General features: G+C 40.0%; 12 protein-coding genes. 6 read left to right on the top strand and 6 right to left on the bottom strand.

The genetic code is table 11. From position 1 onward, the window contains the following. The first annotated feature begins 258 nt into the window (after positions 1-258). From G4420_RS14975 to G4420_RS14995, 5 genes are all read left to right on the top strand, one after another. Positions 259-777, top strand: coding sequence for an FKBP-type peptidyl-prolyl cis-trans isomerase (locus G4420_RS14975; RefSeq protein ID WP_163324738.1), 519 nt, complete (start codon positions 259-261; stop codon positions 775-777). Positions 778-916: 139 nt separating this feature from the next. Further along, positions 917-1,417, top strand: a complete 501-nt coding sequence (locus G4420_RS14980) for an RNA polymerase sigma factor (RefSeq protein WP_163324739.1) — start codon at positions 917-919, stop codon at positions 1,415-1,417. A 4-nt stretch (positions 1,418-1,421) separates the two neighbouring features. Further along, positions 1,422-2,294, top strand: a complete 873-nt coding sequence (locus tag G4420_RS14985) for a FecR family protein (protein ID WP_163324740.1) — start codon at positions 1,422-1,424, stop codon at positions 2,292-2,294. A 157-nt stretch (positions 2,295-2,451) separates the two neighbouring features. After that, the gene (locus G4420_RS14990; RefSeq protein WP_163324741.1) at positions 2,452-4,902 is read left to right on the top strand and encodes a TonB-dependent receptor; all 2,451 of its coding nucleotides are present in this window, start codon (positions 2,452-2,454) and stop codon (positions 4,900-4,902) included. A 662-nt stretch (positions 4,903-5,564) separates the two neighbouring features. Then, positions 5,565-6,290 (top strand): LytR/AlgR family response regulator transcription factor, encoded by a 726-nt coding sequence (locus tag G4420_RS14995; RefSeq protein WP_163324742.1) that lies wholly within the window; start codon positions 5,565-5,567, stop codon positions 6,288-6,290. Between the two features lie 121 nt (positions 6,291-6,411). Here the strand turns inward: G4420_RS14995 and G4420_RS15000 are convergent, their stop codons facing one another. Next, the gene (locus G4420_RS15000; RefSeq protein ID WP_163324743.1) at positions 6,412-7,665 is read right to left on the bottom strand and encodes a hypothetical protein; all 1,254 of its coding nucleotides are present in this window, start codon (positions 7,663-7,665) and stop codon (positions 6,412-6,414) included. Positions 7,666-7,688: 23 nt separating this feature from the next. Next, positions 7,689-9,014, bottom strand: coding sequence for a DUF4270 family protein (locus G4420_RS15005; protein ID WP_163324744.1), 1,326 nt, complete (start codon positions 9,012-9,014; stop codon positions 7,689-7,691). A 281-nt stretch (positions 9,015-9,295) separates the two neighbouring features. Between G4420_RS15005 and G4420_RS15010 the strand changes: the two genes are divergently transcribed. Next, positions 9,296-10,312 carry a Kelch repeat-containing protein gene (locus tag G4420_RS15010; RefSeq protein WP_163324745.1) on the top strand — a complete coding sequence of 339 codons (1,017 nt, stop codon included), beginning with the start codon at positions 9,296-9,298 and terminating at the stop codon, positions 10,310-10,312. 674 nt (positions 10,313-10,986) lie between these two features. Here the strand turns inward: G4420_RS15010 and G4420_RS15015 are convergent. From G4420_RS15015 to G4420_RS15030, 4 genes are read right to left on the bottom strand one after another with little or no spacing between them, the layout of a single operon-like run. Beyond that, positions 10,987-11,616, bottom strand: coding sequence for a DUF2490 domain-containing protein (locus G4420_RS15015; protein ID WP_163324746.1), 630 nt, complete (start codon positions 11,614-11,616; stop codon positions 10,987-10,989). Between the two features lie 3 nt (positions 11,617-11,619). Further along, positions 11,620-12,285: a DUF4956 domain-containing protein gene (locus G4420_RS15020; RefSeq protein WP_163324747.1), complete on the bottom strand. Its 666-nt coding sequence runs from the start codon at positions 12,283-12,285 to the stop codon at positions 11,620-11,622. Then, complete coding sequence (locus G4420_RS15025; RefSeq protein ID WP_163324748.1) at positions 12,230-13,108, bottom strand: polyphosphate polymerase domain-containing protein; 879 nt, start codon at positions 13,106-13,108, stop codon at positions 12,230-12,232. Before G4420_RS15025 ends, G4420_RS15020 begins: the two co-directional genes overlap by 56 nt. 3 nt (positions 13,109-13,111) lie before the next feature. Next, positions 13,112-14,899 (bottom strand): carbohydrate-binding domain-containing protein, encoded by a 1,788-nt coding sequence (locus G4420_RS15030; RefSeq protein WP_163324749.1) that lies wholly within the window; start codon positions 14,897-14,899, stop codon positions 13,112-13,114. Positions 14,900-15,024 lie beyond the last annotated feature (125 nt).

Below are 15,024 nucleotides of genomic sequence, written 5' to 3' on the forward strand. Positions count from 1 at the left end.
AGCTATTTGATCTTCAATATTTTATATTCTTGTTTAGATGATCGATCTGCTTGATATTTCAATCTTATAGTTGTATTCAAAATATTCTCGAATTAAGTAGGGTATTCCAAACCAAACCTGTATATAGAATGATTGCCACATAAAGTTGTAATCAATTTTGAGGTTTTAATGGTAAAAAACGGAAACAGTTAGTGGCAACCCGTCTGATGAGGCGGGTTGTTTTGTATCCGGGAATATGAATACTTAAAAAGGAAACTAATGAGAAAATTTACTTTAGGATTGATGTTTAGCTTTGTTTTTGTTCTTGGCTTATTCACATCGTGTATCGACGTTGAAACGGAAGACAGAACTTATTCCGACGAAATGTTGGAGCTCGGTGAATTGTTGAGCAGCCTGGTTGCAGAAGGCTATGATATTGATACCACGGCGCTGGGAGTATACTATATTGTTGTGGAAGAAGGAACAGGAGCCTGCCCGGTTGATGGAGATACCATTTCAATAAATTATAATGGCTATTTTGCTGATGGCACATTGTTCGACTCCTCAGATGATTGGGCAACCGACGGTATTTGGGAATTTGTTTATGGCGAACAATCGCTGATAACCGGATTTACAAATGCACTTTCGGTGATGAAAGCCGGAAGCCAGATGCAATTTATAATACCTTCCGATCTTGCTTACGGTTCATACGGTTATGGCAGTATTGGTGAATACCAGACACTTGTTTTTGCTATTGAAATGCACGAAATAAAATCAGTCTCCAACAGCTCCGAGTAGGGTAAAATTCTGCCTAGCTGTATAATAAATGAAACGAGTCCCGGATTAACGGGATGAGTTCATCTGTTTCCGTAAAAATAAACAATTGCAAACAGATGAAAATTGATTAAATTAAGTTCGATTTACAGAAACTGTTTCTATGCCGGGTATAGAGAAAAGAGAATTTATAGACTTGTTTAACGAAATGTTCCAGCCGATAAAGAACTACGTTTATTATAAGGTTGGAGATATTGAGGTGGCCGAAGATATTGCACAGGACACATTTGCGAAAGTGTGGGAAAAGCGCCGGGAGATCAGGCAAAGTACCATGAAGTCGTTGTTGTACACCATTGCCAATAATTTGTGCAAAAACAGGTTCGAGCATCAGCAGGTGGTTTACGAGTTTGCGAATAACTACGACCGTAACCAGTGGGATGTGTCGCCCGAATTTGAACTTGAACTAAAAGAATTTAATACAAAGCTACAGAATGAAATTGCCCGGTTGACAGAAAAGAACAGGACTGTATTTTTAATGAACAGAATAGACGGATACACTTACAAAGAAATAGCAGACAACCTGGGAATAAGCGTAAAAGCTGTTGAGAAACGTATGAAAAATGCCTTAACTGAATTGAAAAAAACGATTGAACACAAATTCTAGAAAAATGACTACCAACAACGGAAATAAAATAACACAGGAAGAATTCGGAAAAATGAGTTCGGAGGATAAGATCCTGAATGTGGCCAGTGGTTTTGTTCCGCCCAAGGGTAGACCACAGGACGACATTTTAAACGAACTTCTTGATAAAATGGAGGAGGACTCGCCAACGCGCACGCTTCCGATTATACGTTACCTGCAAGTTGCGGCTGCTGTAGCCATAATATTGCTAACCGTAAGAGTGGTTCCGGGGCTGTTGTTTGCCCAGCAAGTTAAAACTGCCAACGCCGAGCAGCAGGAAATTACCTTGCCCGACGGATCGGAGGTGATTCTGAATTCGGCATCGAAACTAAAATGGAACAAACGAAACTTTACTGATAAACGCTACCTTACACTCACAGGCGAGGCCTTTTTTGATGTTCAGAAAGGAAATGAGTTTGTGATTGAAACAAAAAACGGCGAGGTTGAAATTTTGGGAACACAACTGAACGTATTTTCAAGGGGTAACGAATTTTGGGTGAGCTGTTTGAGAGGGAAAGTACGTGTTCGGCACCAGGATAGCGAACAGATAATTACTCCCGGAGAAATGGTTCGTTTGGATGACGAGGAGCTACAAAAAACAACTTCAGAGACGATAGAAAACACTGCATCGTGGAAAGAGGGGATATTGCATTTTGAAGAAACAAAGCTTAGCACTATTTTTGCTGAGCTGGAAAGACAATTCGACGTTACGATTTTCTTCGATGGAAACGAGGAACGTAAAGCAACGATTGACTTTTCCAACAAAGATCTTCAGGAAGCCTTAGATGTTGTGTGTATCCCGATGGAGCTAAAATATGAAGTTGACAACGACAAAATTACGATATCAGAAAAGAAATAGTTTACCTAATATTTTAGTCGTATTATTCTTGTTGCTGTTTCCTGTTCTTAGCTCTGCTCAGCAACTCAAATTTTCTTTCCATCAAACACCTGTCTCCTCTGCATTGCTTGAGGTGGCCAACAAAACCAACATTCGTATATCTTTTGATGTCGGAAATATGGAAAAGTTTTTAATCAATGATAGTTTGGAAACTGACAGTGTTTCTACTGTGCTGAACTGGATATTGGATGGAACCGGCTACCGTGCAGAATTCAAATACAATACCTGGCTGATTTATAAATCCGGCGAGGATGAGCAAAAGAAGGAACCTTCCGAAATTCATGTGTCGGGGTATATCTCTGATGGCGAATCGGGTGAGCGCTTGCCATATGCCACCGTATTTGTTGGACAGAAAAATGCAGTTATTCCATCAACGGTTGATGGTGTTTTCAGTGTGAAACTGAAAGAAAATGAAGAATGTCTTTTCCAGGTGCGCTACCTGGGGTATCAAACTTTGGATACCATAATTACAATAAACTCAGCGAATACTGCTTTAAACTTTGCATTGCAGCAAAAACTACAAAATATTGCCACAATTGATGTACCTGGGCATAAACTCGAAATGCTGGAAGTAAGTAACGATGCCGGTCATGTTACATTTAATCCGAGGCGTTTTACCGATTTACCCAATTTTGGAGAGCCTGATGTGTTTAAAACCCTGCAACTTTTGCCGGGAATTAGCACTCAGGAAAACTCATCGCAATTAAACATCAGGGGAAGTTCTGCCGACCAGAACCTGGTTACTTTTGATGGTTTTACGTTGTACAACCTAGATCATTTTTTTGGTGTTTTTTCCGCACTCAATCCTAATGTAATTAAAGATATTCAGGTTTACCGCGGAGGTTTTGATTCGCGCTATGGAGAACGTGTTTCTGGCATTGTAGAGATAACCGGGAAGAGTGGCGATAAAACAAAACCACGAATTTATGGTGGTATAAACATGATTAGTGGAAACCTGACTGCTGAGATCCCGATTTCTGAAAAACTATCGTTAGTAGCTGCCGGACGCCGGGCATATTCCGATGTATATTCCAGTTGGCTGGCCGACGCTATTTTGGCTAAACAAACAGGCCGGGGAAATCGTTTGCCAGATGCCGATAATACCATCGAACCTGAATTTTATTTCAGTGATTTTAATACCAAACTTACCTGGACGCCTAGCAAAAAAGATATTGTTTCCTTCAGTGTTTACGGTGCAAAAGATAATTTGAACAGTTCCAACTTAATGGATCGCAATAATGTTGAGATTAATACGGAAGATGTAAATAAGTGGGGTAATTACGGATTTGGAATAACCTGGAAAACACAACACAAAGCCAATTATTTCAGCGAACTACAGTTGGGGCATTCAGGTTATTACAACGATTATTACAATAATACTACTTTTTCCGATTCGCTCGATCAGCAAATTCCTGTGCCTGACCAAAGGGAACATACTGCAACCAACGAGGAGAATAAGTTGCTCGACTATTTTCTGTCGTATAAAAATACTGTCTTTCTGAATACGGCTAATCAACTGGAGTTTGGTTTAGCATCGCGTTACACGACCTTTAATTATTACAAAGATGCCGAGGAAGATGTGATTTACAGTAGGCTCGAGAAATCGGCTATGTTGTATACCGGCTTTGTACAGGATAAAATCTCATTAAGCACAAAATGGGCCGTAAAACCGGGCTTTCGTATAAATTTTTACGATGAAACCGATAAGTTTTATTTCGAGCCCAGGCTGGCCGTTAACTACCAGGCAAATGAAAATATTCTGCTAAAAATGGCCACCGGCAAATATTACCAGTTTTTGAATAAATCGGAAACTGAACAAACCTATGGTTACAATCGCGATTTTTGGATTCTGGCTGATGGCGACCGCAACCCGGTAGTTTCGTCTAATCATTTTATTTTAGGTACCAGTATAACTGCCGGGAAATTGTTTTTCGATGTTGAGGGGTATTATAAAAGTGTGAGCGGTCTCCAGGAATATTTATTCAAAGCGCCTGACAGAACTCCCGGAGAAACGCCTTCAGTAGAACCCGGCGAGGAGCCTTTGAGTCTATTTATTGCCGGCGATGGAAAAGCTTATGGAATTGATTTTCTGGTAAAATACCAGGCGGCAAACTTTAGTAGCTGGGTAGCTTATTCATTAAGTAAGTCGATACGTAATTTCGATAAGATAAATGATGGCGCAGACATTCCTGCTTCATTTGATCAAACGCACGAGCTAAAATGGACCAACATGTTGTCGTATAAGCGATGGAATTTTTCGGCCGTAATGCAATATACCACAGGACATCCGTACTATGAACCTACAGCGGAAGACGATGATTTTAACGTAACACGTGATTACAAACGTTTGCCTGATTATTTTAGAGTCGATCTCTCGGCCAATTATAACTTCAACATAAAGAAGGTAAATATTAAACCGGGATTGTCGATCCTGAATGCCTTTAATACCGAGAATTACCTGGGAGTGTATGTTCGAGAATATAATTTTAATGGAGAAAACATTACCGATGTAGTCGGCATAAAAGCCCAGGATATTACACTTAACTTTTTTGTCAATTTCAGTTTCTAAAAAGAAATTTTGTATATACAGTAGGGTATTTCAGCGTAGGCCTGTAATAAAGGTATAAGCATTTAAAAACTTCATAGAAAGGTTTAGTTAAACAGAAAAGTAGAAACATAAGATCGAAAAGTACTCTACTTTGCAAAAGTACATTTCTTCTTGTTGAAGAGGATTTGTGCTTTTGCTGTTTTAGGAATGTGTTGTTACTTCATGTATTTATACCCATCCTCTTATCCTTCCCTGCAAGTAAGGAAGGACGATGGGTTGGTGGTTCAGCGAAGGTCTAAATCAATTAATTCATGTTCGTCGTTACTTGTGGAGGCCAATCGTCTTTCCCTTCAAGAAGGGAGAGACAGGAGAGAGGGTAAAAAGGATCAAATAAATATTGTTTTTGGGTAGGGTAAAAAAATTCTTACCTGTATTATAGATGTTTTCAGGCAGAGGCCGAAGACTAGAAACAGTTTGGTTCACAATCCGCCTCACCCGGCGGATTGTTTTTTCCACTTGGGAAATGTTTTTGGCCTGAATAACATAACGATTAACACCTGTTAAAACATCTTAAGGTTTTTTGGGGTGTGGTGTTTAGGAAAATGCCTGTATTAGTTCATAAATTGCGTTGCCAAACTTTCAATTTTGCAATGCCAAACAAAAAACTGAAAACCACTGGAGAAATGAATTGTATTATACTTGAAAAACCTCATACGCAAAGTTCGTTACGAGAAATGGTAAATATGGTGCCTTATTTTCACCTGATGTCGTACTGCTCGTCGGTTTTTGATGCTTACGAAATTTTGCGAAGAGAAAAAATTGATATCGTATTTGTAGATACCGTATTGTCAAAAATTTCAGGTATTGATTTTATTAAAAGCCTCGATCAAAAGCCGCTTTTTGTGTTTGTGTCCGACAAGCCGGAGTTGGCTGTTGAAGGCTATAATCTAAATGCACTTGATTTTCTTTTAAAACCTTTGAGCTTCGATCGTTTTCTGAAAACGGCAAATAAAGCTTACGAGTGTTGTGCCACAGAAACAAAACGTTCGGAGTTTGTTTCGGAGCCTGAACATCAGGAGGCAGGCCATAAAACGATCCTGGTTAAAACTGATTACAAAACCATTCTGATTAAGTTGAACAATATTTTGTACATCGAAGGATTAAAAGACTATATAAAAATTTATACGTCAGGAAATAACAAGCCTGTTATTACGCTTAATTCATTAAAAAGGCTGCAGCAAAACCTACCTGCCGATCGATTTTCGAGAGTACATAAATCTTACATTGTTGGCCTCGATCATATTAACGCTATCAACAAAACCCAGGTAATGATAAAAGACAAATTTATTCCGATTGGGGAAAGTTATCGTTCGGTATTTAGTCAGCGGATGGAAGAATTGCGTATCTAAAAAAATTTGCATATTCTTTACTACCCCCAAAAATCTACTTCATGTATTAACCGTTGCAGCATATTTTGCTGTGCTTTTACAATCCTAAATGTGCAATCGTTAATCAATATTCATCGTTCGATTAATCAATCACTCGTTTCATAAACGCAATCTCATTCAGGCTAAAACCAATATTGAAAAGCAGGTATTTCTCTTTTGTAAGGTGGCCGGCGTTGCTTCCGTAAGTTCCTCTGGTTATCGACAAGTCCATATTCGAAATTGCTCCGTATAAAGGAATTCCGGCACCAATGGTAAAAGCATTGCTTCCCAATGTGGTATTTCCGAATTTCAGGTACGACGATTCGTGGCTGTATCCCATTCGATAGGTCCAGTTCTTGAATCCAGGATTTATTGCGCGGCGTTCCCACGGGTTGGTTTCAATTCCCAGCGAGAACCGGTGCGAATCACTAAACTCTTCGGCTTGTATTGGGTATTCAACATTGCTCCACTGTTGAAAAGTGTAGTCAAAAGCCAGTTTTAAACGGTCGCGTGTTAAGCCAATTCCTGCGCCAAAAATCTGCGGAATAACAAGGTATTCGGTATTGTATTGTTGTCCCTGTATAATCGAGTAGTCGCTGTCGTAGGCAGTAATAAGGTGCTTGGAGCTTAAACTTTGTTCAGGTGCGTAAGTCAGACCCAGCGAGTAGTTGGTATGTGCTGTATTAAATTGATATTGCAGTCCAAAATCGAAGTAAAAGCTTCGGAGAAAATCTTTTCGTTCAATCATCATCTCCGGAACAAGCGTCGAGCCCGTTATATATTCTTCCTGAATGAGCGGCCCAAACAGGTACGAAGTGTTTATGCCGAGCGATAACTTTTTTAGTAGCTTAATGGCATTGGCAAAGTAAAAGCGGGTTATTCCGCCACTTCCAACATAGTTGGAGGTATATTGCTCATTGGTACCTTCAATGTAGTTCGATCGGTTTATTGAGTAACCAACTGTACTGAAAGGCATCATTCCAAATGAGCCGGCCATCCAGCTCGTGTATTTAAAACCCAGCGCAAAATAGGCGAGGTTGGCTTCAAAACCCGAAAGTGATTGATTGGAGTTGCTGATGTTGTAAGTTTTCCCCTGAAGTCCAAACTCAAAAATCAGCTTCAGGCTGTCCATTCCGGCGTAAGAAGCCGGATTGAGCGAGTTCAGGTTATTCTCCGATTCGAGAGCAATTCCTGTTCCCCCCATGCCTAAGTTGGTTCCAAAGCCTCCGCTGCGAATTTCTCCAGGCCCGAAAATAGAGTAGGGCGATACCGTATTTTGTGCGTTCCCGAGAAATGGTAAAATCAATAAAAGTATAGAAATAATGCTGATGTAAGCAATCGAAATTAATCTGTTCATTTTATTCAATTTAAGCCTGTTGGCTATTCGTAAAAAACGTAGTACAGGTTTAAGGTAGGACGGTAATTGGAAAGTGAGCGGGCATCAAACACAATGTTGTCGAGCGTGCCGCCATATTCGGTTTCGGGCAACATTACCAGTAATCCGTCTTCCGGATCAACGTAACCATCGCTCAACTCGGTGTAAATAAAATCGGTAATATCGAAGATGTACTGTGTATATTCGTCGTAAAATTCATCGTAATAAAAGGTGGCCGGAATTGAATAGTCATCTTGGTCTGTCAGCTCCTCAACAACATTATTTTTTTTGTCGGAAGTATACAGAATGAGATTTTCAGGCAATTCTCCTTTATTTTTGTAAGTTCCCGATAGTGGTTTAAGTACCAATTCTGCTTTATACAATATGTTTTTATATTGTACCTCCAGAATTTTACTGATACCCGGAAAATCAATCCGCGTGGTATAACCCAAGCTTGCCAGCAGGTAAGAGCGTTTGTTTAACAGGCCTGAAGAAACTTCCCCGGTTTGAGTTATGGCTTGCTCCAGAGCCATGCCGCTAACATCGTTGCTAACATTGTTGAAATGATTGTGCGATGTGCTTTGATGTACAAATGTGTACGACTTATTTACTTTGGTTTCTTTGATAATGTGAGTGTAAATCCTTATTTGAAAAGATGTATCGACATCAAAACTTAATATCGAGTTATTCTCATCTCCCGGAACCAGTGCTACTCCTTGGAAATAATCAAGGAATTCGCTTGTCGATTGCAGTTCATCATCATCGTCGCGAAGGTAGGACAGGAATTCCAGTCCCAGTGCATCATTCAACCGAATGGCAAGTGTATCGTGGAAGTTGGGTTTCGGAACTATTGTTTGCGAGCCTAAAGGATTTTCGTCGTAGTTAAAGGTGGTGGTATTATAAAGGTAAGGTTCGGCATCGTAATCGTCGTTTGGTTCAATGTCTTCTCGTACACGATGAACTCTGAAAGTTTGTGGTAAAAGCGTGTCGCCATAAGCCATTCCGCTGTAGTTCATACAAATTACTATCGAGTCAAAAATTTCATCGTCGTCGATATCGGCCGATGGCATACCAATTTGAGCATAGGCAGTGGCGCTTATTTTTCCTAAATCGGCATCGGTGTAACTTCCACACAATAAATAGCTGCTCTCGGAAGTGGGGATTGAATCCATTTTTACGGTTGATAAAAGGATTTGTATCGTATCAATAAGTGCAACATTTGTTTGGTTATTAATGTAGTTGTCGCCAAGTGAGACCATTAGTGATTCATCATCGTGGCACGACAATAAAAATAACCAGCCAACCAGGACAATAATTGCTTTTTTCTTCATTGTATATTTTCTGTTTTCGGTTTCAAATGAAGAAAAGAAATGCCGTACGGGAAAAGAATATATACCAAACGGACATTGTTACAGACCATTCGGTGGAATCTATTTCTTTTAGAACTTTTTAACGATAAAATATGGGTGAATCATCAATTATTCGGCGATTAACGATAAAAACCATCCGTTCATCTATACTTATTCCGCCATAGTCCAAATTCCTTTTTTATCAATGCAAACAGACTTAGGTTTGCCTAACAGAATTGAACAATTAAAATAATTTTTTAGTCATGATGAAGACAGGAAAAAACATTCTTTTATATGCATTATTTATAGTACTGGCAACGCTGGTTTCGTGCACCGACGACGATGATGATGAAATTACCGACGGCGACTGGTGGGAAATGTCGGATTTTGATGGTGTGCCCCGTAGCGATGCCGTTTGTTTCGAAATAAATGATAATGCCTACATTGGTTTGGGATACGATGGCGATGATCGCCTGAATGATTTTTGGAAGTACGATCCGGATAATAATTTCTGGACAAAGATTGCTTCATTTCCCGGAGCCGCCAGGAACGGAGCTGTTGCTTTTAGTATCGACGGAAAAGGATATGTTGGCACCGGATATAGTGGAGAAGATGAATTAAACGATTTTTGGGAATACAACCCATCGACTGATACCTGGACGCAGAAAGCAGATTTTATGGGAAGCGCACGTTATGGTGCTGTTGGTTTTGCGGTTAGCGGCAAAGGGTATATCGGCAGTGGTTACGACGGAAATTACCTGAAAGATTTTTATGCCTATTCTCCTGAAAGTGACAGCTGGGAGCAGATTATAAGTATTGGCGGATCGAAAAGACGCGATGCCTCGTGTTTTGTAATTGGCAGCAAAGCTTATGTATTGTCGGGTTTGGATAACGGCGTTTATGAAAACGATCTTTGGGAGTACGATCCGTCAACCGGATACTGGACCGAAAAACGAGCTATATCAGACGATGACGACGATTTGAGCTATGACGATGAATATTTATCGATTGCACGTATTAATGGTGTTGGATTTTCGCTTAACGGATTAGGATACCTTGCAACCGGTAGTACCGGATCGATGATAAGTAACATTTGGGAGTACGATCCGCAGCAGGATTTGTGGTCTGAAAAAACATCGTTTGAAGGTACATCAAGAACAGAAGCTGTAGGATTTGCAATTGGTTCGAGAGGTTACATTACCACCGGCAGAAGTTCAACCTACTACTTCGATGATATCTGGACTTTTGATCCGGGAAAAGAGTATGATGAGGATAATTAATAATGTCTGAACAGGACAGTTAGTTATATATTTCTTGTGAATAAAAAGCGCTTAGCAATAAGCGCTTTTTTTATGCTTCCCTCAGGGGAAAGTTGCGGATATAAACAGCTTCTGGTTTCATATTGAATGAAATAATATTGTTTTACTTTAAGAGTAGAAAAAACTGTTTGGTGGCTTAAACTAAAGTTTAAAGCAGAATACATTTTTTTTGATTAAACTTTAGTTTAAACGCTGGCGGAGCTCCGGCGAGCGTTTAAAGGTTTGTTTATTTGCTTCCGGCGTTCCTTTTGACGCTTAAACATAAGTTTTAAACGCTCTCCGGCGTTCCTTTCAGGGCTTAAAGGTTTGTTTAAGTCTTGTCGGGTGTTCCTTTTGGGCTTTAAACTAATGTTTATGGGCAGAAAGTAAATTCCGGGGGCTTAAAACTTACCGGCTATCCCCGTGAAAGCTGAGCTGATCCATCTTAAACCTGCATAAGGGTGGAGGAGAATAAGATCTTTGGTATCAAATATCGTCCGAAACTATTCTATGTGCACTGCAAAAGTTCCTTTTGTGGATTTAGGGTTAATTATAAGCGTGGAAAATGGAAATGAACCTGGACAATATGCCTTGCTTCTGCAAAAAAAAGGAGGCGCATTGGCCTCCTCAAACTAACTTATGATAATAACTCTAATTTACAGGCTAAACCTGTATGATAGTCCAAGAATATTTTTGTTGTCCTTTGTGCTATTTAGGTAATTGTTTATGCGGTAATAAGCACCTATTTTGTTGTGTTTGTTGATCTTGTACATCAAACCTCCTTCAAAACGTGATTTGCTGAATTCTTTGGCGTCCAGATCGTGATACCATTCATTTAGAATGTAAGGTTCCAGGTTCAGCTTTTTAATTTTATACTCCAGCCCGATTTTGTAACGCAGGTAATTTGTTGCTTCATTGTTGTCGGCAAAATCATCGTCGTTGGTAAAACGCAGTCTGAACTTTGGACTAAAATTCTTCCATTTAAATCCGGTTTTTACGTCGATATTGAACCGCCCGAAGGATTCGTGTTCATCGTCGCCGTTTATGTTGTAACCAAAGCGGTAACCGGCTCCCAGCTTAAAATATTTGCTGAATTTATATTCCAGTCCTGTTTGCAGAAAATACTCGTTCAGCTCAAAATTATCTTTAAAACGTATTTCGGGCGAAACCGAGAATTCAAGGTCTTTCACAATTTCTGTTGAAAATTCGGTCTCGAACCAGGTATCCTGCGAAAAGGCCTGGAAAAAGGCGAGTGTAACACTCAGCACTAAAATTATCTTCTTCATGTACTAAAAAGTATTTGATTCGCCGTTGGCACCATTAATATCGTGATAGACCTTTATTTTGGCCACATCGCGCAGGTAGTTTACCTCTTCAATTTCAATTCGTTTTACTTTAATCCCGGTGCGCTCCTGAATGTCGGCGTATAATTCTGCTTTCTTTTTAATATTGATGTTCTCAATGTTTTCGTAATTAATTACCAGGCAGATTTCCTGTTTTAAAATCAGTATCTTCTCCAGAATCCACAGGGTGAGCATAATAACCACATTGGTGAAAATTAATTCAGCATGGCTTACTTTTTTGTTGGATAAGGCATTGATTACCGAGATGCCGATAATTACAAAAAGGTAGGTCATTTCTTTAATGGGAATGGGGTCGGTACGGTAACGGATAATACCGAATATGGCAAATAAACCGAATGCAAATCCCAGCTCGAGTTTTACGCTCTCCAGTAAAAAGCAAAGCACAAATATGGTGATGCTAATGGAAATGTAGCTGAAATAAAAATCTTTACGGTTGCTGTTTTTTGAGTAGATATAATTAACTACTACAAATATAACCAGCAGATTTAATCCAAAACGTACCAATAATTGTGTAAAATCTTCGGGATTAATAACCTTAATGCCCAGCCACCTGAGCGGCTCGCTGATAATCGTATCCTGTATCTGATCCATAATTTTTGTTTTCGATGAAAGTTAATGTTGACTTTTTGTGCAGGGCTGTTAACGCGATTTCGTTTTTAAATTGTTTTCTAAGCTGAATCAATCGTTCTTTAAATAAGTTTCTTTTTAAACCGGGTTCCAGAAAAGCCCGGCCAATACAATATTTACTAAATCCACCGGGTTTAATTCTGAAGTAATTCAGTGCTAAACAAAGTGGTGTTTTTTCGTTTATACTTCCTTGTTTTAGTTCCACCACGACTATATCTCCCAATTCCAGTTTCTTTGAACTGGAATACGAAACCAGGTGAATATCGATCGTGCAACGCTCCGAAAAATCTTTATTAACCAGTGTAATGCGCTCGAATGAGTTGGTATTTTTAACCGGCAACGTAAAGTTCGACAGGTGAAAATCGAAGTCGGTATTTTCGCTTAAAAAATGCAGTTCTTTTGCCGAGAACGAAGCATTTTTGTTTTCTGCTATCATTCGCAGCTTTCTCGTTTTACCCTTGTTATTTTTTTTCTTTATCTCCAGAAAAACAAGGCCCGAATCCATATAGGCCCGCTTCCTGATCTTCATACGGTTTAATTTCCCGTTATGATGATTGATGTATAAATTATCTGCACTCGAATCGTAGTACAAAGTTTGGTAACTGTGTTTTCGTTTTCCGTCTATTTCTAAAATGTAGTAATCGTCTTTTATAGCTTCGAGGACTTCGTATAATTTGCCAGCCGACAGCTGATATTTTGAATCAAAACGGTTGAGTAAGGCTACCTCGTTCATCTCATTAAGCGAAATAGCATCAAACTGTTGTGTAAGTGCAATTATTGATATCATGCTTTAATTGCTTAATTGATATCCTGTAATCCGTTGCGATAGCGTAAAGGTCTTTTGCAATGTTCCTGCCGTATAAGTTGCATTGGTGTAATAACCGTTTTGAGCGGTTCCGGTTACCTTGCCACCGCTGTAGAAATTGTAACTTACGCCTTGTTTCAGTTCCGGCGAACTGTAAATAAACGCCTGAATGTCTTTTGCCGGTTCAAATGTCACTACTTCATCACCATTACTGGTTTCGATGTGGCACAACGTGCCCGCCTGTTGGGTGCTTCGGAAAACTAAAGCAACGCAGTTTACACTCGATGAAGACCCTGGAGCCTGCAACATTCCTGAACTACCTGCACCTATTAATGTTCCGCCTGTTTGTACAAAAGAGTCATCGTAATCGAGAATTCCGTTGCCACTTCCTGTTGGTCCGTTAACGATCACCAAACCATCGCTCATCTCAACCGATCCGTTGGAATCGAGGCCATCTCCCTGTGCATTTACGACCAAACGTTCGGGTGCCAGGTATAAGGTATAACTTGCAGTGGCTGATTTACCCCATCCTCCGGGGCCACCTGCCATGCTGTCGCCACCGGCTGCAACATTCAGCCCGTCGTCGCTCGAAACAATATCAAACGTACCGCCATTGATAGCCAAATCTCCAGACGTACTTTCTATTCCTTCGTACGACTTTGTAATTGTGTAATCTCCCGAGTTTATTGTAAGGTCGTAGTCTGCATGAATCCCGTCGTCGCTGGCCGAAATGGTATACGTTCCGCCATTTAGCGTAATGGTTTGATCAGAATGAATCGCATCTTCCGCTGAATTAATCAAAAACGTTCCTGCATTTACGATCATATTTACTCCCGATTTCAGCCCTTTTAATGACGTGTCGGAGTATGAACCGGAACCGTTGGTAGTAAGATCGAAGGTTCCATTTTCAATCAGAATATCGGTTTCCGCAGAGATGGCGTCGCCACCAGCAGTAATATCGATATCGACGGTTAGTATTTCTATGTAACCTCGTGTTTCGTCGGTGTCATTATCCGACTTTAATCCGTCTCCACCGGAATTAATGTTGATGGTTCCATCTTTTATAATCAGGTAATCTTTTCCCCTGATTCCGTCATCAACGGCATTAATCTCCAATTGGTTTACATCTACTATCAAACCATCTTTCGTGTTAACTGCGTCGTTAAAGTTCCCGTTCAGCACCAGCTTGCCTTCGCCGTAAAGCGTAAGGTCGGTTTTGCTGAAAATAGTGGCATTCGGTTCTTCGTCTTCAACATCGTCGTAGTCGTACGAGCTTCCATCGGTAAGTGTGTTTTCGGTATTTGCGTTAGCTACTACAATTACTTTCTCCGCACTCTTTATATAAATGGGAGCGCTGTTTGAACAACTAATATCCACGCCATCGAGTAGCAAGCGAACTAGGTCGGTTTCCGCTGCATTAACAATAATTTGCCCGTTACTCAGACTGCCGTTAAAACTATAAGTGCCTGCTGCTGTTATGGATACTGTGCTGCCACTCACTTCAACATCATCTAGACTCTCGCTAACCGAACTTCCATTTAAAGTAATCGATTTAACATCCGAGCTGCTCCATGTATAATCTGAAGTCTCTTCATGGTCTCCATCGTTGTTGGCTTCTGCATCTGTTATTTCATCTTCATTGTCAGCGGCAGCTGCGGCTTCTTCTGTATCATCAGTTTCGTCATCAACTATTGGAGATGTAAGATCGCACGCCCAGAATGAGAATGAGAATAGGAGGGTTCCCAGTAAGATCAAAATTGTTTTTTGCTTCATTTTCATACGTTGTGAATAAAATTTATTGTTGTGTTTTATACAGGAGAGGGAAGGATTACCCTACCGAATGTTACAATAATGTTACATATAGATTGGAGGGGATTGAATGAGGAGTTGAGTACAGA

Origin of the sequence: Draconibacterium mangrovi (assembly GCF_010586825.1) — a bacterium.
Taxonomy (GTDB): Bacteria; Bacteroidota; Bacteroidia; order Bacteroidales; family Prolixibacteraceae; genus Draconibacterium; species Draconibacterium mangrovi.